Origin of the sequence: Desulfosporosinus paludis (genome assembly GCF_045689965.1) — a bacterium.
Classification (GTDB): Bacteria; Bacillota; Desulfitobacteriia; order Desulfitobacteriales; family Desulfitobacteriaceae; genus Desulfosporosinus; species Desulfosporosinus paludis.
Genome location: NZ_CP144211.1, coordinates 1185011 through 1203489, shown reverse-complemented (window position 1 = coordinate 1203489; position 18479 = coordinate 1185011). Strand labels below are relative to the sequence as shown.

General features: G+C 37.8%; 18 protein-coding genes and 1 pseudogene. 16 read left to right on the top strand and 3 right to left on the bottom strand.

The features are described 5' to 3' along the window. The first annotated feature begins 12 nt into the window (after nucleotides 1–12). The 12 genes from VZF35_RS06125 to VZF35_RS06070 all read left to right on the top strand — a co-directional run bounded on the left by VZF35_RS06125 (nucleotide 13) and on the right by VZF35_RS06070 (nucleotide 10834). Nucleotides 13–1224 (top strand): MFS transporter, encoded by a 1212-nt coding sequence (locus tag VZF35_RS06125; protein WP_407311938.1) that lies wholly within the window; start codon nucleotides 13–15, stop codon nucleotides 1222–1224. Nucleotides 1225–1292: 68 nt separating this feature from the next. Beyond that, complete coding sequence (locus VZF35_RS06120; protein ID WP_407311936.1) at nucleotides 1293–1514, top strand: YdbC family protein; 222 nt, start codon at nucleotides 1293–1295, stop codon at nucleotides 1512–1514. A 1-nt stretch (nucleotide 1515) separates the two neighbouring features. Further along, complete coding sequence (locus tag VZF35_RS06115) at nucleotides 1516–2250, top strand: hypothetical protein (RefSeq protein ID WP_407311934.1); 735 nt, start codon at nucleotides 1516–1518, stop codon at nucleotides 2248–2250. 164 nt (nucleotides 2251–2414) lie between these two features. Further along, nucleotides 2415–2969, top strand: a complete 555-nt coding sequence (locus VZF35_RS06110; RefSeq protein WP_407311932.1) for a GNAT family N-acetyltransferase — start codon at nucleotides 2415–2417, stop codon at nucleotides 2967–2969. Nucleotides 2970–3251: 282 nt separating this feature from the next. Further along, complete coding sequence (locus VZF35_RS06105; RefSeq protein ID WP_407311930.1) at nucleotides 3252–3623, top strand: hypothetical protein; 372 nt, start codon at nucleotides 3252–3254, stop codon at nucleotides 3621–3623. A 389-nt stretch (nucleotides 3624–4012) separates the two neighbouring features. Continuing rightward, entirely contained in the window at nucleotides 4013–5095 is a 1083-nt protein-coding gene (locus VZF35_RS06100) for a hypothetical protein (protein ID WP_407311929.1), read from the top strand. Nucleotides 5096–5236: 141 nt separating this feature from the next. Next, nucleotides 5237–6991, top strand: coding sequence for an ATP-dependent nuclease (locus tag VZF35_RS06095; RefSeq protein WP_407311927.1), 1755 nt, complete (start codon nucleotides 5237–5239; stop codon nucleotides 6989–6991). A gap of 457 nt (nucleotides 6992–7448) precedes the next feature. Continuing rightward, nucleotides 7449–8363 carry a DMT family transporter gene (locus VZF35_RS06090; RefSeq protein ID WP_407311925.1) on the top strand — a complete coding sequence of 305 codons (915 nt, stop codon included), beginning with the start codon at nucleotides 7449–7451 and terminating at the stop codon, nucleotides 8361–8363. 123 nt (nucleotides 8364–8486) lie between these two features. Next, nucleotides 8487–8663, top strand: coding sequence for a hypothetical protein (locus VZF35_RS06085; protein WP_407311923.1), 177 nt, complete (start codon nucleotides 8487–8489; stop codon nucleotides 8661–8663). A gap of 256 nt (nucleotides 8664–8919) precedes the next feature. Then, nucleotides 8920–9351: a DUF2695 domain-containing protein gene (locus tag VZF35_RS06080; protein WP_407311921.1), complete on the top strand. Its 432-nt coding sequence runs from the start codon at nucleotides 8920–8922 to the stop codon at nucleotides 9349–9351. Between the two features lie 342 nt (nucleotides 9352–9693). After that, on the top strand, nucleotides 9694–9849 hold the full coding sequence (locus tag VZF35_RS06075) for a TfoX/Sxy family protein (protein WP_407311919.1): 156 nt from the start codon (nucleotides 9694–9696) through the stop codon (nucleotides 9847–9849). Between the two features lie 73 nt (nucleotides 9850–9922). Further along, on the top strand, nucleotides 9923–10834 hold the full coding sequence (locus VZF35_RS06070; RefSeq protein WP_407311917.1) for a ParB/RepB/Spo0J family partition protein: 912 nt from the start codon (nucleotides 9923–9925) through the stop codon (nucleotides 10832–10834). Between the two features lie 6 nt (nucleotides 10835–10840). On the opposite strand, the gene VZF35_RS06065 is transcribed toward VZF35_RS06070, so the two are convergent. Beyond that, nucleotides 10841–11401, bottom strand: a complete 561-nt coding sequence (locus VZF35_RS06065; protein WP_407311915.1) for an endonuclease domain-containing protein — start codon at nucleotides 11399–11401, stop codon at nucleotides 10841–10843. A gap of 787 nt (nucleotides 11402–12188) precedes the next feature. Here VZF35_RS06065 and VZF35_RS06060 point away from each other — a divergent pair. Further along, nucleotides 12189–12734, top strand: a complete 546-nt coding sequence (locus VZF35_RS06060; RefSeq protein ID WP_407311913.1) for a hypothetical protein — start codon at nucleotides 12189–12191, stop codon at nucleotides 12732–12734. A 304-nt stretch (nucleotides 12735–13038) separates the two neighbouring features. Here VZF35_RS06060 and VZF35_RS06055 read toward each other — a convergent pair whose 3' ends face one another. Beyond that, complete coding sequence (locus VZF35_RS06055; protein WP_407311911.1) at nucleotides 13039–13317, bottom strand: hypothetical protein; 279 nt, start codon at nucleotides 13315–13317, stop codon at nucleotides 13039–13041. A gap of 148 nt (nucleotides 13318–13465) precedes the next feature. Here VZF35_RS06055 and VZF35_RS06050 point away from each other — a divergent pair. Beyond that, a pseudogene (locus tag VZF35_RS06050) lies at nucleotides 13466–14135 on the top strand (SOS response-associated peptidase). Nucleotides 14136–14414: 279 nt separating this feature from the next. Here the strand turns inward: VZF35_RS06050 and rodA are convergent. Then, entirely contained in the window at nucleotides 14415–15578 is a 1164-nt protein-coding gene (gene rodA, locus VZF35_RS06045) for a rod shape-determining protein RodA (protein WP_407311909.1), read from the bottom strand. Between the two features lie 1030 nt (nucleotides 15579–16608). Here rodA and VZF35_RS06040 point away from each other — a divergent pair. Then, on the top strand, nucleotides 16609–16782 hold the full coding sequence (locus VZF35_RS06040; protein ID WP_407311907.1) for an aspartyl-phosphate phosphatase Spo0E family protein: 174 nt from the start codon (nucleotides 16609–16611) through the stop codon (nucleotides 16780–16782). 534 nt (nucleotides 16783–17316) lie between these two features. Then, complete coding sequence (locus tag VZF35_RS06035) at nucleotides 17317–18438, top strand: glycosyl hydrolase family 18 protein (protein WP_407311905.1); 1122 nt, start codon at nucleotides 17317–17319, stop codon at nucleotides 18436–18438. The last annotated feature ends 41 nt before the right edge of the window (nucleotides 18439–18479 follow it).

Sequence of the window (18479 nt, the reverse complement as noted above, 5' to 3'; positions counted from 1 at the left end):
CATGAGAGGAAAATGGGTTTGTCAAGTTTTATTGAGCGATGTATATCATCATTTCGAGACGCTATTAAAGATAGCTTTACCAACGATAGGGACTTTACATTGTTTTTATGTATAGGCTTTCTTGCCGGAGTGGCAGGCGGAATTAACACATCAATATTCAATAATTTTTTAAACGATGTATTTCATTTATCTGAGACTGCACGTGGTGTGCTTGAGTTCCCACGAGAGCTGCCGGGATTTTTGGTTGTATTTGTTTTATCGATGCTTGCGTTTCTTGGCGACACTCGCATTACATCCATTTCTATGTTTGCCGCAGCAATCGGTATTGCCGGACTGGGATTTTCACATAGCTTCGGTGTATTGATATTGTTCCTGATGATTTTCAGCATGGGACAACATCTTTATATGCCGTTAGCAAGCAGTATAGGCATGCACCTTTCGGAGCCCGAGAAATTCGGCTCACGGCTTGCAAAATACAATGCATATAATCTTTCAGCCTCCCTTATCGGATATGGTGTTGTCTTTGTCGGATTCAAATATTTACACGTTTCGTATAAAACAGCGTTTATCATTGCAGCACTTTTTTATTTGTTTGCCACATTTACCTCTTTTCTGATGAAAAAACAAGAGCCGCATCATAAAAGTTTTAAACTTATAATACGGAAACGTTACACACTATATTATCTGCTGTGCATGGTCAACGGCGCACGCAAACAGATTTTCCTTACATTTGCTCCTTGGGTTTTGATTCAGATGTTTCATGTAGGCCCGGAAACGTTTGCAATATACGGTGTTATAATTGCACTGGTCAGCATCTTTACCCGAACACTTGTAGGTAATGCAATTGATAAGTTGGGCGAGCGTAAGGTTTTATCAATCGAGGCTGTTGTACTGTTTTGGCTATGTATAGGATATTCCTTTGCAGCAAATATTTTCACCGCTTCGGTTGCAGGTATTGTTATCGCGGCTTGCTATATTATCGACAGCTCTACTAATGCTGTAGATATGGCAAGATCTACATATATGCGTAAAATCGCTCTCCACTCCTCCGACATAACCCACACTCTCTCACTGGGTGTCACCGTCGATCATGCAGTATCTATGAGCATTCCGATTTTAGGCGGATTATTGTGGTCAGCATTCGGTTATCAAGTCGTGTTTATGTCTGCTGCGGTTATTGCCGCTACCAACTTTGTGTTAAGTATGCGAATATGTACTGAATAAAGGAGTTTGTAGCTAATATCGCGCAGAATGTCTTGAGTAGATAAAATGCCTTAAAGGAGGGTTATCCAATGGCTGACATCCAATTCGAAATCAAAGAAACAATCGGTGTTCTTTCAGAGTCACCAAAAGGCTGGAAAAAAGAACTTAACCTTATAAGCTGGAATGAAAAAGAGCCCAAGTACGATATTCGTGAATGGTCGCCGGATCATACTAAGATGGGCAAGGGCGTAACGCTAAGCAAAGAGGAACTGGAGAAGTTGAGAGATGTTTTAGGTGGGTTGAGTTTCTAGGATGGAAGAATATATAAAATATACAGCAGAAATGTTGAAAGAGAAATATTGTGTTTGGGGAAGTTTCTACACTTTGCGATATCCGGGTGGAGCAATCTTAGGTTGTCGCAACGGGTTAGAAATATTCACTATAAACCAAACTACTCATTTGCTGGAGTCAGCCCTTCCGGATGCTCTTTTCGTCATGATGAATCCTGGTTCATCCAAGCCGATTGAGCCAGATGTAGATCTGAGCACGTATGATTTAAGTACAATATCTAAGTTAACAATTAATATGGTGGAAACGCGTCCTGATCCCACCCAATATCAGCTCATGAGGTTGATGATGCTGCTTAGATGGAAATATATAAGGGTAATTAATTTGTCGGACATTGTTGAAACAAGTAGCTCAAGTTTCCTGAAAGAACTAACTCGTTTGCGTAAACTAGACAAAACTGCGCAAAAGCCTGGACTAGACCGGAACATACACAGTGTTTTCTCCAATGCCAGAGCAAGGGAATTGAGACGACATTTAAGAGGAAAAGAGTCGGCGCCAGTCATTCTCGGTTGGGGATCAGATAATCGTTTAAAGACACTGGCTACCAATGCCATAAAACGTCTCAAAGAATATAGATGTAATACGATAGGCATGTCAAAAAATAGCAATGACAATTCGTTGCTCTATAGGCATCCGAATATGCCGAACTCTCCCCCAAAAAATGCAGATTGGTTAAACTTTATTATTGCCTCTATTTAACCATAGGTAACTACATATTCTTGGCACAATGCCGGGGTGGCTTGTGCCAAGAACGTGTTCGAAGAGCACGATGCTGTATCCGAGATGAAGGTAGGGACTTGGAAGTCGGTATTACAATGTTGGGTGAACAAGCGTTTTATTAATAATCTGTAGGTGGTTTTCTTATGTTACTTAGTCATATTGGTACTAAAACTATCGAAACTCATAGACTGATTCTCCGAAGGTTTGAATTAGAAGATACGAAGAGCGCGTTTCAAAATTGGATAAGTGACCCCATAGTTCAAAATAATTACGGTGAAGAAGCATGTTACACAATAAGTGAGGCACGCCAGAAACTTGAACAATGGGTATCCTTCTACGACAATAACCAGTTTTACAGATGGGCAATAATTTTAAAAGAAGGAAATGAAAACATCGGACAAATTGCTTTTTATCTCGTGGACAGCAAAAATCAGAGGGCCGACGTAGAATATTGCATAGGACAATCTTACTGGGGTAATCGGTATGCGCCTGAAGCATTAAAAGCCATTATAGAATATGCATTTAGACATGTTGGCATCAATCGAGTACAAGCGTTTCACAGAAGTAAAAACGTCTCATCAGGAAAAGTATTACAGAAATCCGGAATGAAATATGAAGGGACTTTAAAGCAATATTTAATCCATAAAGATGAATTTGATGACTGCATTATGTACGCAATAATCCGGGAAGAATGGTAGACTTCCTCTACCAATTCCCGCATTCCAAAAGAAGGTCCCTTTCGAAGGTGGTTGGGCTGGTATGAGTGAAAGTTTACTGGATGACAAAGTTTTATGACATATATATCCCCCGGAGCGTTTTGGGCGTTCCGGCTTTATTACTTTCATTGACTACTCTATGGAGGAAATAGAGGATAATAGTGGAATTAGTACGAAAGAGGTCCATCAAAACAACCTTATGAAGACTAATTCCACACGCCCCATCAATAGAAAATCACCACGCTGGGAGTGTTGGGGGTGTGGGTGGGATTATGGAATGGAGGTAGGTTTTTGAACATTACGTTTGTTGAAGGTGGCGAAGAACTCTTAGATAGAGTAGCTCCACTTTGGGAAAAATTGAATGAGCATCATGTTGGTATTTCAACCTTTTTCAAAGAGGACTTAGGAAAGAGGACATTCAGTCAGAGAAATCAACAATGGATCCAAAAAGCAAAGCACGGATTTTTGAGAATTGACTTGGCTATGGAGAAAACTTCAGACAAGGCAATAGGATATTGCGTTACAGTTATCCATGAAGACTATGGCGAAATCGATTCATTATTTGTGGACGAGACTTTTAGAAAAAATGGGAGTAGGAAGCTCCCTTATTTAATTGCCGTTGGATTGGCTAGATAAGAAAGCAGTTATTAAGAGAAGGATTAATGTTGCAGTAGGTAACGAGCAGGACTTACATTTTAACCAGAAATACGGTTTCTATCCCAGGGCAATCATATTGGAACAATAAACTTAAAACTAATAAGAGATTTAGTTAACATCCCTTCGAGTATATATATCATTACCTGGTTGCCTAAGCTCAAGAATCGATATCATAAATAAAGTCGGAACTTCTTGGCGTTTTCGGTTTAGCTGGGGAAATGAAAATGAAATTTACAACTGGAAAACAACGAGTATTGATTAAGAGGAATGAACACTTCATAGGATAATCTTGAATTTGAAGAATTAAGCGTTTGAATTTAAAATCGATTAAATATGGATACACAATATTCTAAATTCAAGGAAAGAGGGTGTTGGAAATCGAGCATCCTATTGATAGGGCGATTAATCTGGTAACTAATGCTTTAGATGAAATTGATTCAAAGCGTATGCCGGTGAGTTCTATTATTCGTAAGGCAATTAGAATAGCGAGGATGAGAAATGACTACAAAAGTCTGTATTGGTTAGAGTACGAGATGATTGACTTTAAAGACAAGCATTCTAGAGACAGATTACGTTCTGAGATTGCTCTTCACTTCGATAAACAAAGTTTTAATGCTCTTAGACGTTATGTTGTGGAAGCTTATATAAGTGAAAGACAAATTGCAAAAATGGAAGACGGCAAACTAGTAGAGGGAGATTTTATTTGCGGATTAAGTGTTCACGAAATTGAAGTTCAAGTTGACCATCTAATTCAAACAGCTGAAAAGGTCGTCCCTCCTAAAGGGCTACACCCAGTGGACTTGTATTATGTCCAAAGGTCAAACAATGAACTTCGTGACGTAGTTCTTACGATGGCCCAAGAAAACCAAAAGTTATTGGCAAGAATCGTGCATAGAGTATACGATTTCCTTAGTGCGGCCGAACAGCAATTAGTCTATGGACAATTCCATTCGGATGTATTTGAACGGAATAGACAGTATGTAAATGCTAAACTTTCGGAAATTTCACCGGAGACTTTGGAACGACTTGTTTCCGCCTTTAGAAGATTGGGCGAAGGTGGTAGTGAATCCAATAGTCATGCTTTGACGTCATGTCGCCGGGCATTAAAGTCAGTGGCAGATCGAATATATCCCCCTCGTGATGAACCAGTTCTTGGACCTGATGGTAAGCAACGTAAATTAACAGAGGATAAGTATTTAGCCAGATTGTGGCAATTCATCTCTGAAAGACTTGGGAGAACTTCTTCAGGGGAACTACTTTCAGCTCAAATTACTGACCTAGGTAATCGGATCGATCGGGTTTATGAGATGAGTTGTAAGGGAGTCCATGGGGATGTTTCTGAATTCGAGGTTAACCAATGCGTAATTCAAACCTATTTCCTTTTAGGAGATTTGTTAAGATTAATGGAGAGGGATTCGGGGGTAGATGTTGAGGACAGGGCCTTTGAGTAAATAATAAAAGGAAATGATCGACGATAATCCTAAAATAAGGAAAGCGCTTAACTTGCTTACGAAAAGGAAATGAGGTAGTTAAGTGTTGTGTGCGTAAGATTATTTCAAAAAGATACTTAAGATAAAGGGACGGGGTTGAGTTTGGAACTAAAGGAACTTTCAGTTAAAAACTATCGTTCAATATCAAAGGATACAGGAATATCAATCCAAACTGGACGGATAACGGCGTTGGCCGGGAATAATGACAGTGGGAAAACGGCTGCACTAATGGCTGCCTATCTTGGAATGATGGGTTTGTTCGGATTTCAGACCCCGAACGATATCCAATACCATCGCTATATAGGGCGCCTGAACAAACATAAATCTTATAATGGAGAATATCATGACGATGGTCCTATAATCGTTTGTGTAACATTCCGTTTTACTAAAAAAGATTTAGAATTGCTTTTTGAACCTTCAGATTCATGGAACTTTAGGGCGAGAAGATTCCCCTTTGAAGATATACTAAAGTTATTAAGTGAAGTTGATTTTGTTTTTAAAGTTCTTGTAGATAATTTATTTAACGAGAATAATCAAATTTTTCAAGAAAAAGTAGGGCTTGAAAAATTCTTTGATGAAGAATCGACTCTTGTAAATTTAAAAGAAAAGGTATCACAGTTCCAGATACCGGAACATGAACAGGATGCATTTTGTTCTGGGTTATTAAGTTCTTTTAAAAATATACAATGGGATTTAATTAATGGACAAATTCTATATGTACCCGCCGAACGACAAATTGATCTCTTCAGCATGAATAACTCTCAGCGTTTCGAATACAAAGATCTTATGAAATTCCGCTTAGGAATTGATCCTCGTCAACTCCTACAATATGTGGCGGCTCTGAGAGCTGATGGAAATGAGCATCTTTACAGACAATTTGTCGACCTAGCTGGACTACTTTATCCTTTAAAAGGTGTAGAAATTCGTGATACGCAATTTGGTAATGATGTATTTATAATCAGGGATGAGCGGTCTGAGCCAATTACACGTAGTGGTACCGGAATTGCTCAAGTTTTGTATATATGTGCAAGAGTTTTGGAAACTGCCCAAAAGGTGTCAGTGGGTCCGACTATTGTACTTTTTGATGAGCCAGAAATTGGACTTCACCCGGGTTTACAAAAGTCCTTGATTGGACTCATGATGAAACTGTCGGAACAGTTTGACGTCCAATGGATAGTGAGTAGCCACTCTCCGTTTGTATTCCGTGAAATTGATTCCACTGAAGGAGACAGCTTGTGGAGCATTCGGCATGATGGTAACAAGTCTATTGTTCGAAATGTCTTAGGTACAGAATCGGTTAAAGAACTTTACAGTGACATTGGCCTTAATTTACCCGCGATTTTGACAGCCAGTGCAGTAATATTCTGTGAAGGCAGTAGTGAAGTACACTTTATCCCAAAGGTATTGAAGAAAGCGGGAGTAAACGTTGACACGTTATTGATTGTGCCACTAGGTGGCATTAATAACCTTAGTAATATCTCACCGAGTGACCTCATGGCTTTGCACCCAAAAAGTCTTTTGATTCTCGATTGGGATGAAGGGGATATAACTGAAAATAAGGAACGTGAGACCTATATTGAAAGCGGTATGACTGTATACTGCAAACGAGAGTGGAAAGCGCTTGAGAATACATATCCTCCTGAAGCTGTTTCAAGAGCCTTTGAATGTACTAGACTTCCAGAAATAAATCCTTTTGACAATATTAAAGATATTGTTGAAGCTATTAAGGTAGCACTTCCCCAAAAACCAGTTACTCGTAAATCAAAGATGGCAGAAAAAGTTGCCTCGGCTATGACCGAACAGGAGTGCAGAGAACATCCATTGGTAATGTTTATTTGTGACTGGTTAAAAAGATAAGGACACAGGTCGTTTTTGTGTTTATTCCGAAAAGGGCTTCCTTTTGTGTTTTCCTCACATTTAACCGACGGAATGACAATGAATATGCCGATCCGGACGTGTAGAAAGATTTCCTGCAGAGACTGGATTTGCATTATCCGTGCATGATCCAAAAGAACTTGCATCTCGAAAGCAATTACGCTGTTAACTTAATAGCCAGTACAGTAAGGGTGTCTCAAACCTTCATTATCCAAAGTTGTAAAATACTCTTGTGCAGGTGGCAGGTAGTTAATATATCGAATTTGACGGTTCTTGTACGTGGTTTTGTTTTGTGAAGAGAATCTCTAGAGTTAACTAGGGAGAATTAGTATTATTCATTGAATACATGTACAGACCAAGAGTCGGCTGTATGTACATGACGCCAGTGAAACCTACAATATGACGACTTGAAGAAATAGGCGAGGGGTAAAACAAGGCTTTGGATAAAAGAGTACTAAGTAAAAATGGGATTGGATTTATATTAGCAATATTTTCAGCACTTTTATGGGGAACTAATGGTACTTTTTGTGCAATATTAAGTGAACTCGGTTTAAGTACCATAAATATTGCCGAATTGGCGCCAATGTTTATCTTTGTTTTTAACTTTTTGGTCTTGGTATTGACAAATCGGTCAGCATTTAAAGTCGAAAAAAAATATCTATTGTTACTCATGATCGATGGAATTTTCTCTAGTGGGGTAAACTTTTCCTTTGTGAAATCGGTTACTTATTTTCCGGTAGGAATTGTATCAACATTGGTTTATTGTAATGTTTTTACCATTATGATTTTATCCAGAGTTGCTTTTAAGAATAAAATTACCTTACAGAAAGTAATAGCTTCTATAGTCGCTGTAATTGGGGTAGGTTTAGTTTTGGATATTTTTAGTGCTGGGTTTTCACTTAATTATTTTGGACTTTTATGGATAATCCTTACTATTTCGATGTGGTCAATGATGGTTACCATCGAAAAGTATCTTTTGGATCATAGTATTGATGGCAATGCTGTTCTTATGTACATGGGCTTATTTGCTGTCATTGGTTTATCTTTTATTTCTCCACCCTGGACTTTAGTACAAAGTATCGTTAAAATCAGTGATCAGACCGCTGGAATGGCGCTATTGGCTGTATTTAGCTATGGAATGCTTCCTCAGATTGGATGTTATTACTTTTATATTAAGAGTTTGCAATTTATTGAGCCAAGTTACATACAGGTAGCGTACTCATTAGATCCTGTTACGGCAGTAATACTGGGATATTTTATCTTTAACCAATCAATGAATCTCACGCAGATTCTCGGTATTTTATTGATTTTAACAGTAGTAGGATATGTCCAGGTTAAAGAAAGCAAGATGTGATGGTAATCGTACATAACTTTCCTAGCAGATGAATAAACCAAGGGTCGAGACGCTGTTTGCAAATCGCTCAATATTTCCTATGAAGAACGGTTCGAGACTGCTTTGAAATCACCGGAGTTTGATGTGTTGGTAAAATTTCTCGATAAACCAGGAGATCAAACATCTTGGATGTGGGACGAGAAGTTAGTCAATTTGTTAGGTGTTTTGAGGTTGAATAGTACCGAATCCACTCACCCCGCCCATTCCAAGATAGGGAAGGGTGTACCGGCTTGGCAAAGAAGCACAGTGGCAGTTAAGTGATGTTATGGGTGGGATGAGTCCTTAGAATTAGAGGTGAGCCTTGGAATCAATGTAAAATATTTTTTGTATGTTTCTCACGACTAATTCAAAAACTAGGAACTGACCTTTGGCTATAGGGAACAACGAGCTAAATACTGGGTTCAAGGTTGAAATGAAGGACAAATGAATATACCTCGAGTTGGGGTGTACAGATGCATAAATGATGGGGTTAAGTACATACTGCATTAGAACTTGATTACAAGGAGGTTATGTTTGAATGTCACTAGGTAATGCGAAAAGAACATCTAATAAAGAAAAAAGAAGAGAACTTAGAGAACAATCAACCTCTGAAATAGAGGTTTTAAAAGATAAAAAACTTATTAAAGAAGAAGTTAAGGCTCGACTTGTCTCTGGGTTGCAAACAGCAACACTAGAGTATGACTTTCTTTTTAACGCAGAGAAAGCAAGTTTAAACAAGGATTGTGATTTATTGAGTCTGCTTTTTCATAGAATGTTCTTTTATAGGTTGAATGAGAAGCTCTCAGGGTTGACATGCGATCATACCCTCCGTTTGAGCAATCAAATTCTAACTCAGATGCAGTTCGGCCGAGGAAGAATAAACGAGATAATAGAGGTATTTAGAAAGAATGGTGGGCAGTGTGATTGTGAGATCCTTTACAAGGTCGAGAGCCAATTGATCGGGAAGTAACAGTTGTTTATAATGATGGCGATCCTGGAGCACTTAATGATGATGCTCAGGGGCGGTTGTATCTAGTAAATGATTTAGGGTTAACAACGTTGAGCGTAAGTAAAATAGTTATTAGCTGGAACGATAAAGACCCAAAGCTCAACATTCCTGAATTGGTCGCCAGCCCCTTCCCCTGATCGGGGAAGGGTGTACCTGCTTGGTAAAGAAGAACTGTAACAGTTAAGGGATGTTCAAGAAACCAATTATTCACAAGGTAGAAGAGCCTGATAAACCTTAATTCTGGAGGAACATCATGGCAGTAAGTGAAGCTTCAAAGATTATGTAGTCTACCAACTTGTAAAGTTGGGTTTTGTAACGGTCAAAAAGATGTTTGGCGGAGCGGGTATTTACTATGACTGTTTGATTTTTGGAATACTAGCCGATGACATCCTCTATTTTAAGGTGGATGACTCTAATAAGTCAGATTATGTAATGGCAGGAATGCAACAATTTTTTTAGGTTTATTAATTTTAAAACGAATAGGACAATTTATTTTCAACATAACCATCCCTTAGGGAATGGGGGTGAGATTTTGACTGGGCAAATTGACTTTATTGATTTGTCCAAAATACTTCTAGATGATTTTTTCAATATCGAAGAGGAGGACATGCGATTAACAAGAAATATTGAAAAGAATAGGTTGGATGAGCCATTAACAGTTGAGGGACCTGTTAATGGTTTCTACGTTCTGGTGGATGGGTACAAGAGATATCGAAGTTTGAAAAGTCTTGGATGGACAACGGTTCAATGTAAGATAGAACCGGTTTCAGATATTGCACATCGAATTATTAAACGGCTACGTTGGGACTTGAATAAGAAAAAGATGAAAAGCTCAGAACGTATTCGTTACGTTCATTTGCTAATAAGTCTAAATTGGTCTTCGGATATGATTGCCCAGAAAACTGGTATAGCCCGTGATGTAATCAAAAAGTATATGAAGATCCATTATATACCGCAAGAATACAAAGACATTATAAATTCCTGGGGACTTGGTCACGAGGCATTATTGGCTTTAGATAGAATGCAAAAGCGCCTTCCTAGATATACCTTTTATCAGATAGTTGATGTGCTGAACCATCAAACTCCCCATATCTTTGGGTATCATATTGAGGCAATTGAGTATTTGAGCAAGGTTGAAGAGTTCCGAAGATTGCCAGAATCTTCAGTTAGACGTTCAATTGACAAGACAATTATCCACAAAACCTTCAAACTGAAAGAAGCACAGGATATAGTAAATATTGAGGCAGTCGCTCAAGGTATAATAAAGAATGAAGCGGCTATTGGACAATATCTGGACTATGTTAAAACTGAGGCAGCAGAACTCGAAAGAATTCTATCTCCAAATCTTATGATAAACGTTCCTCAAGTAAGGCGTAAAGAGCTTATATTAATCTTTGAAAATTGCCTAGGAAAAGTAAATTCCACTTATAGAGGACGTAGATAGTTTTATTTAGAAACCTCTCAATCTTCTTGTGAGTCGTCCCACGCAGTTATCGGCATTCCTATGAATTTGGCTCCCAGAAAAACGTACTACGTTCCAACCAGCATTATTAAGCCTGCGAGTACGGGATCTGTCGTGGCTTTTCTGTTTAGGAGTTGAATGATAAGCTTTTCCATCACACTCAATGTCTATCTTTTTACCATCTTCGAAAATAGCAAAATCAAGTCGATATCTGGATTCTTTGTATTGTGGGATTGGTTCATACCCAGCACGTTTAAGGGCATAGTACATTTTCTTTTCAATAGGTGTCATCTCTATTTTTGAGCAATTATCAGGAGTATTTATAATTAAACTTGATATAAGCCACCGAAGGGCAACCCATATCAAGCCTCCTAGGATGGCCAAGATTAGTAGAACCCAGAAATAGGCCACAATTGCTTGAAGCAAAATAATCCCTACGATAAGTATAAGTAGACTTTCTTCATTTTTCCCAAATCTTAGACCAGAATGTCTTCGTCTGTACGGCATGATAATCACCAACCAATGAGATTTAAAACTTAGTTTTCCCATTAAATTAGTAGATCATTCTTGAATAAAGAACATGATCCAGAGACTATCTCTATCTCGTATTGACTATCTATTAATACAGCATTGCCAAAAATAAAGGACCGTAGCTTTACGATCCTTTTATATCTCAATATCTCCATATCTCCATTTATTACGCTGCTAACTGAAATCCTTTTACCGACCATATGTCTTGAGTATTCTCTACACCTCTTATGATATTCGGCGCGGCCCCTTCGCTACGCAGTGGCTGAAGGGGTTTGTCTGAGGGTTGTCGTTGAAATGAGCATCTCACATCCCTCAACTTCTCAACTTCATCTATGGTTAATGTTACGCATTTCCCATCCTAGAATACATATATAGTTATGCCCTGAGGAGAGGAAAGAGCATCGCAGCTTTGATAGAGGGATAAAAAATAAAAATATGTCGGCCTAATCTAGCGGGCAACCTCCGAGATGCCTTGATGTAGGCCAATTATTTAATCTATAGCCTTCAAAAGAGCCTTAGAAATGTGAGCATGATGGGGTGAAACTTACTGGACAAGAATTTAAAAATCCTATATTGACTAAACAATAAGTTTCATGATTTATTCTAGATCGTTTATACGGTCTGTTTTTATTTGCTTTTGAAATGTTTTATATAAGAATAGTAAATTCAAAATTTTGTCCGTTGAAGGCACTACAATATTAATAAAGACTTCAAGAAGGAGGCATGTCTTTATTACCATCTTGGGTAAACACAATGTGATCCGTTAATTACATTATTGTATAAACTTCACAGGGAGGTTGAAAATATGGATGAATTCTTTTATGCTTCAAAAAAGAGTAAAATGCATTGCTGCCATAAATCTGACTGTAGACATTTAAGCAATATTAAAAAAGCAAATATGACAAAATTCAAAGAGAAGAAGGCTATAAAAAGGGGTTACAGGTATTGTCAACATTGTTTTGGAACCAGATCAGAAATAATTCGTAGGAAAAAAGGTATAAAAGAAGAATGCAAAAAATATAATCTCAGATTTAAATTTTCAGGAAGCGTTGCCTTTATTAATTCAAAGATCTCTCAATGGTATATTTATCTTAATGAAGATAAACCATTAATTTTTCATAAAGGGCTAAGGAATAAAAATCGAATTACAAATGAATTTCACGTACAGAAAAACGGTAAAAGCTTTATAAATATTAAAGATGCTATAAATTATATTGCTAGACATGATCGCAAAACTCATTTATTAGGCCCTAGAAATCAAAAAGAAGCGAGGATTATGTATCTACTTAATAGTATAGTGAGAAATAATCACGTTGAAGACAATGTCCTTGGGCAATATTGGAATATTTGAATACCGAGAAAGCCAAATACTGTGTACCCAGAATGGTCGCCAGGTCAATGTTTGGTGTGTGGTAAACACGTATCAATTAAAGTTAAGGGCTATTGCCTTGCCAATCAAAAGAGGTTCGGTGGCAAGATATATTGCTTTGAACACCAAAAGAATTTCTAGTCCCCAAAATAAACAACAACCATGCCTTAAAATATTGGTAGGGCATGGTCGCAAAATCGATTTAAATTGAGGCGAGTGTTCGTTAATTAAAAAGAACTTGGAAACAAGGGCTTCGTAATTGGATTGAGTGGTTATAAAGTATAAATTAAATAAACCGATACAAAAGCCGTTTGTTAATGCCCTTTGTAATATTGTCTAATTGTTCCGTTCTAAGTTCAGAAAACTGGGTAGATATATCAAACAACATTGATGCTGACGACCTAATTGCCATTTCTAAGTCGTCGATTTCTTTAAAAGGAATATCGCCTTGGAAGGCTTCGACTATACACCCATCAAAAGCCACCGTAGTATAATCCGCAGATGTTGTGATAACATGAAAATGTAGTCTATTATCCGTGACAGGTTGAATACTACGAATTATCATAAAACTGAAACCTCCGGAAAAGATTAAATGATTAATTAAATGCCAATTCGGGGTTATGCGACAAATTGCCTGCTAAGTATTCCGATTTGACCATTAAAATATAGTATTAAGGTCTAATTCACTCAAAACAAGAAAGGTACAATGCAAAATGTGTGGTCGTTTTTCGTTTATCTCATTTAGAGACATTTTAGAACGTTTTAGTTTAGTCTAACTTGAATTTGATTTTGAGCCTCGATATAATATCGCTCCATCTCAACCAGTTCCCGTAGCCAGCAGAATGGGGGCAACCACCTATATATGTTTCGATGGGGTCTGATACCCTATTGGGCTAAAGATGAGAGTATTGGAAATAAATTAATCATTGCCGAGCGGAAACCTTGGAGGAAAAACTGAGTTTTCGCAAGTCCTTTGAGAAAAAGCGTTGTCTAGTTTTGGCAGATGGTTTCTACGAGTGGAAAAATGAAGGCCGTGCCAAGAAACCCTATAGAATAACCCTGCTTAATGGGAAACCCTTTGCTTTTGCAGGCCTGTGGGATTCTTGGGTGTCACCTACGGGTCAAACGATAAACTCATGTACGATCATTACAACGACACCGAATAAGTTGATGGAGCCAATACACAATCGAATGCCTGTCATATTACCGTAGGACGTCGAGTCACTTTGGTTGGATGAGCGTTTAACCTCTAGCAAAGAAATAAAAGGTTTATTGAAACCTTTTCCAGAAGAAGAGATGCTTACTTACGAGGTATCACCGTTAGTTAATTCTCCCCGTAATAATGTTCGTGAATGTGTGGCTCCGGTAAATAGTTTGTTTTAAGAATACAACTTAAGAGTGCAAATAGAGTTAACGCAACAAAGCCGCCTTTTTGAAAGTCAGGCGGCCTTGCAAAATTATTGTCTGGATGTTACCCGGAATTGGCATAATTGTGAAAATCGGAACTAAATGGAAAATTGACATTGGAATACATTGTCACAAGATGGCCTAAAAGTCCTTCCACTGCTACTCAACAGGCGACTATAAATACAACACTCAACTGCAGAAAATCATCTTAAAGCATTGGACCTTTCTGGACTTAATGGACCTCTCATTGTGGTTCTACCGAAAAATAGATGGATTATTTATTTTATTTATACTTATTAAAAGACCAACCGCCAGCATAATAGACCATAATGTACTTCCACCGTAACTTATAAAGGGGAGAGGTATTCCTGTTACAGGCATAATTCCAGAAGACATTCCAACATTGACCAATATGTGGAAGGTGAGCATCGAAACGATACCTGAACCAATTAAAAACCCGTACGGTTCGGTTGTGTTTTTGATAATGTAAAGTGCTCTAGAAATGAAAATATAAAAGAGAAATAACAGGGTTATAGCACCAATAAACCCAAACTCCTCACCAACAACAGCAAATATAAAGTCAGTCTGGCGTTCGGGTAAAAAATTTAGATGCGTTTGTGTTCCCATTCTATACCCTTTGCCCCACAAACCTCCGGAACCAATAGCCCATATAGACTGAAGAATATTATAGCCTGTTCCTGCAGTATCAGATGAAGGGTTGATGAAGACGGTTAAACGTTGTAATTGATAATCTTGCATTGGTAAAGGCATCCCTTGGGCAAAGTGTAACCAAGAAGGCAAATTCGTAGAAAAATGCAACCAAAGTGCAATTCCGATTATGAAAGCTCCTCCCAGTAAAAGTGAACCAAGTTTCCACGGATTGGCACCAGCCATAAACATCATGCATATAAAGATAGCCATAAAAACTAATGTTGTACCCAAATCAGGTTGCTTATAAACAAGTATCATTGGAACGAGCACGAAGAAGAACGGAGCAATAAAATTCCTATACCTATTTAGCTTGCCTTGTCGCTTAGCTAAAAAGTCCGCTAACGTAACGATAATCAATATTTTGGCAAACTCGGATGGCTGGATAGTAATACTAGAAGTTATCTTAATCCATCGAGTTGCTCCTAAAGCTGATTGTCCAAATAAAATAACCGATAACAAGAAGATTATATTAATGCCATAAAGCCACCAAGTGAATCTAGAGTACTTCCGATAATCTATCGAGGCAACCAAGACTGCAATCAAAATCCCTGTTACAATCCAAACCGCCTGTAACTTAACATAATGATTAGGGTCTCCTGAATCAACATTAAAGGAGGCACTACTTAAAATAAACAAGCCAGCAGCAAGCAGAAGAATTAAAAACATAATAAATAAGAGATCTATACAACGAAGCCAATGCTTTAACATGACTGAACTCCTTTAGGTAATTAGTTGGGCATACACATAGAAGAAGGATTTGAGCTAAAGATAAATCATTGAGCAATATAACTTACATTAACAATATAAGATGGCGATATTAAAAATCCATTATAACTTTAAGAATTAAGTGTGAAGATTTATAAAGATTTTCTGTTGTAAGTTTAAGCAGTTAAATGAGGAACTCCCATTGGCTCCAGAAAAAATCCCCCACTTTTAGAAAAAAGGTTATAAGTGTTTTATCAGTATAAATATGCCTATTTGAAGTCAGGCGGTATAGAATCTGTCAGTTTGTCCCTCCATCCCATCTCTAAACAATAATTCCGTTTAAGGGCACACCCGGCGGCTTTGAATCGATGTTGCCAAAATGGGTGTTTGGATGGATTCGCGTTGTTTAGATTTAATACGCCATAAATATCCAAACATTCTTTTTTCATTTTAGGTAATCCTATTAGAAGTCATAAGTTCATTTTAAGGAGGATTCTAAATTATGGGTAATAATAATAATGACCAAGACAGTGGAAATGGGCCAGGAAAAGGACAAAGTAAAGGGGCTGGACCACGAAAAGGAAAAGCAAAAGGAAAAGGGTAAGAACAAGGGAAGTCGCATGAACAAAGGTGAGTTCATTACAGAATTCAATAACCGATAACTGTATTAACAAGACTATATTTCATGTTTACTGGATTATATTTTGGATATGTGAAGCCGCCTGTTTGAATCAGGCGGCCTTGTTAATCTGTAGATTTGCCAAACGTCCATAAGGGAAAATAGCAAGGCTCCGGCTCAACCGCTGGGGTAAATCTTCCATTATTAGGTTTAACATATTCTTCACATTGAGTTCATGGAACGGTAACAAATATATTCTAAGATAAGAACAACAGAGGATTACTCGCTGTCTAGCGGTTAACATAAGGCTACTTTTTTATTTTTCTATTCCTCCTCCTTCTTTATACCCCTCCTTGTGAGGGGATTTCTTATTGTTTAGCCACTAATTTTCAAGCAGATGGACGGAGGGTATATATGTCGGAACTCGAAGAACTAATACAGCAAATCGAAGAATTACGATTAAACATGATCAAGATTAAAGAAGGTAAATCCTATACAGATCCTGAGGTCATAACTGCAAGTCAAGAGTTGGATACTGTTTTAGATAAGTATCAAGAACTGATGATGAAAAAGTCGAAGAAGGAGTAGGAAAAGAAAAGATTCCCTAGGCGTAATTAGTTGGGGCCTTTGTCGATACTTACTGAATAGTCTTCTCGATTTCCTAAAAACTCAATTTACGAATAGCTAATTCATAAGAAAAGGAAGTAAATATCATGATAGGCCAATTACCGGAACTCGCATGCAGCCCCAATTTATTTCTTTTTGAAATCTGACAGCAACTCTAAGGAAAGCGAATCAACGGGAGGAAGCTTTAGAAAGTGCTGCAGAGCATATGGCAGAATTATGCCAATTTACTGCACAAACCAATTCATTTGCAGTAGTTAAAGCATCCCATTCAGGAAGGCTCGGTCCCAATATCGATATCCTGATTTAAAAACTCAAGGGGTTTGTTCAAATCAGCTAAAAGCTCGGTATTACTTCAATAGGGATCTGATTTTTGTCTAAGCATAGGTTTAATTATCGCTACGTTTTTTAGCTATATGAGCTAAGGGTGATATAATTTAAAACCTTACTATTATACAGAGATCAAGACACAGTTTAAACGCAGAAAGGCCTATTCCTATGAATAAAATAAATCAGCGACTATTAATTCGAATCGCAATTGCCGTCGTTAGCATTCTAGCGATAACAATTTCTGTAATTCCGAGCACGATAGTCACTAACGCCCATCCCAACAAAAGTCGCTCCGTTAACGGTTGGATGCCGTACTGGGATCAATCAAAAGGTTTTACTTCTGTGAAGAGTAATTTTGAAGTATTTAATGAAATATCCCCCTTTTGGTATGACGTAACAAACATCGGCGATATAAAAGCACTTAAAAACTCAGAAGATCACAATATCATTATGTATGCACAGAATCGAAAACTAACCATTACTCCGTTGATCAGTAACGAATTCAGCTCAAGTTTACTATCTACCATAATTAACGATCCTACTTTAATGCAGAATCACATTCAAAACATCGTAAACAAAGTTACATCCAAGAACTACACAGGGATAGACCTTGATTACGAGAATGTTTTACCAGCCGATCAAGATGCTTTTACCATATTTGTTCAAAGATTAGCAAACGCAATTCATCAAAAAAATAAGGTTCTTTTTGTTACCCTGACTGCAAAGACTAATGATGAACATCCTGGGCAGGATTATAAGGCAATTGGTGAAGCTGCCGATAAAGTCCGTATTATGGCATATGATTATTCTTGGGCCACGTCCAGTCCCGGTCCGATTGCTCCGGTAGATTGGGTCAGTAACGTTCTTTCCTATACTACATCGGTTATAAATCCTGAGAAGATCGAGTTAGGTATTCCAGATTACGGCTATGATTGGTCGGGCTCCAAAGGTAAAGGGATTGATTATTTGCAGGCTCAGAATATAGCTGCGCTTCATAGCGCCAAAGTTATAGACGATCCACAAAGAGGCCCACATTACACCTACTTAGATAAAAGCGTCAATCATACAGTTTGGTTTGAAAACGAGTCGTCTATTGAATCTCTTTTCGACTTGGTAAACAAATATAACCTAAATGGTATTTCAATTTGGAGCTTGGGCGGTGAAGACCCTGCAATCTATTTGGCGATTAATACAAAATTCCCGGCCATAACTAAAATCGCGAACTTAAATAATAGATCCTATGCCGCTAATATAATTAAGGGGTTAGAACATGTCCATTTGAATATGTAAGGGTTTATACTTCTTGCTGTGTAATAATTTTGGTTAATAAC

Bases quoted from the DNA above. Each gene is read 5' to 3' on its own strand.
- VZF35_RS06125 (WP_407311938.1), top strand. From the start codon at position 13: ATGGGTTTGTCAAGTTTTATTGAGCGATGTATATCATCATTTCGAGAC.
- VZF35_RS06120 (WP_407311936.1), top strand. From the start codon at position 1,293: ATGGCTGACATCCAATTCGAAATCAAAGAAACAATCGGTGTTCTTTCA.
- VZF35_RS06115 (WP_407311934.1), top strand. From the start codon at position 1,516: ATGGAAGAATATATAAAATATACAGCAGAAATGTTGAAAGAGAAATAT.
- VZF35_RS06110 (WP_407311932.1), top strand. From the start codon at position 2,415: ATGTTACTTAGTCATATTGGTACTAAAACTATCGAAACTCATAGACTG.
- VZF35_RS06080 (WP_407311921.1), top strand. From the start codon at position 8,920: ATGTCACTAGGTAATGCGAAAAGAACATCTAATAAAGAAAAAAGAAGA.
- VZF35_RS06065 (WP_407311915.1), bottom strand. From the start codon at position 11,401: ATGGGAAAACTAAGTTTTAAATCTCATTGGTTGGTGATTATCATGCCG.
- VZF35_RS06060 (WP_407311913.1), top strand. From the start codon at position 12,189: ATGGATGAATTCTTTTATGCTTCAAAAAAGAGTAAAATGCATTGCTGC.
- VZF35_RS06055 (WP_407311911.1), bottom strand. From the start codon at position 13,317: ATGATAATTCGTAGTATTCAACCTGTCACGGATAATAGACTACATTTT.
- rodA (WP_407311909.1), bottom strand. From the start codon at position 15,578: ATGTTAAAGCATTGGCTTCGTTGTATAGATCTCTTATTTATTATGTTT.
- VZF35_RS06040 (WP_407311907.1), top strand. From the start codon at position 16,609: ATGTCGGAACTCGAAGAACTAATACAGCAAATCGAAGAATTACGATTA.
- VZF35_RS06035 (WP_407311905.1), top strand. From the start codon at position 17,317: ATGAATAAAATAAATCAGCGACTATTAATTCGAATCGCAATTGCCGTC.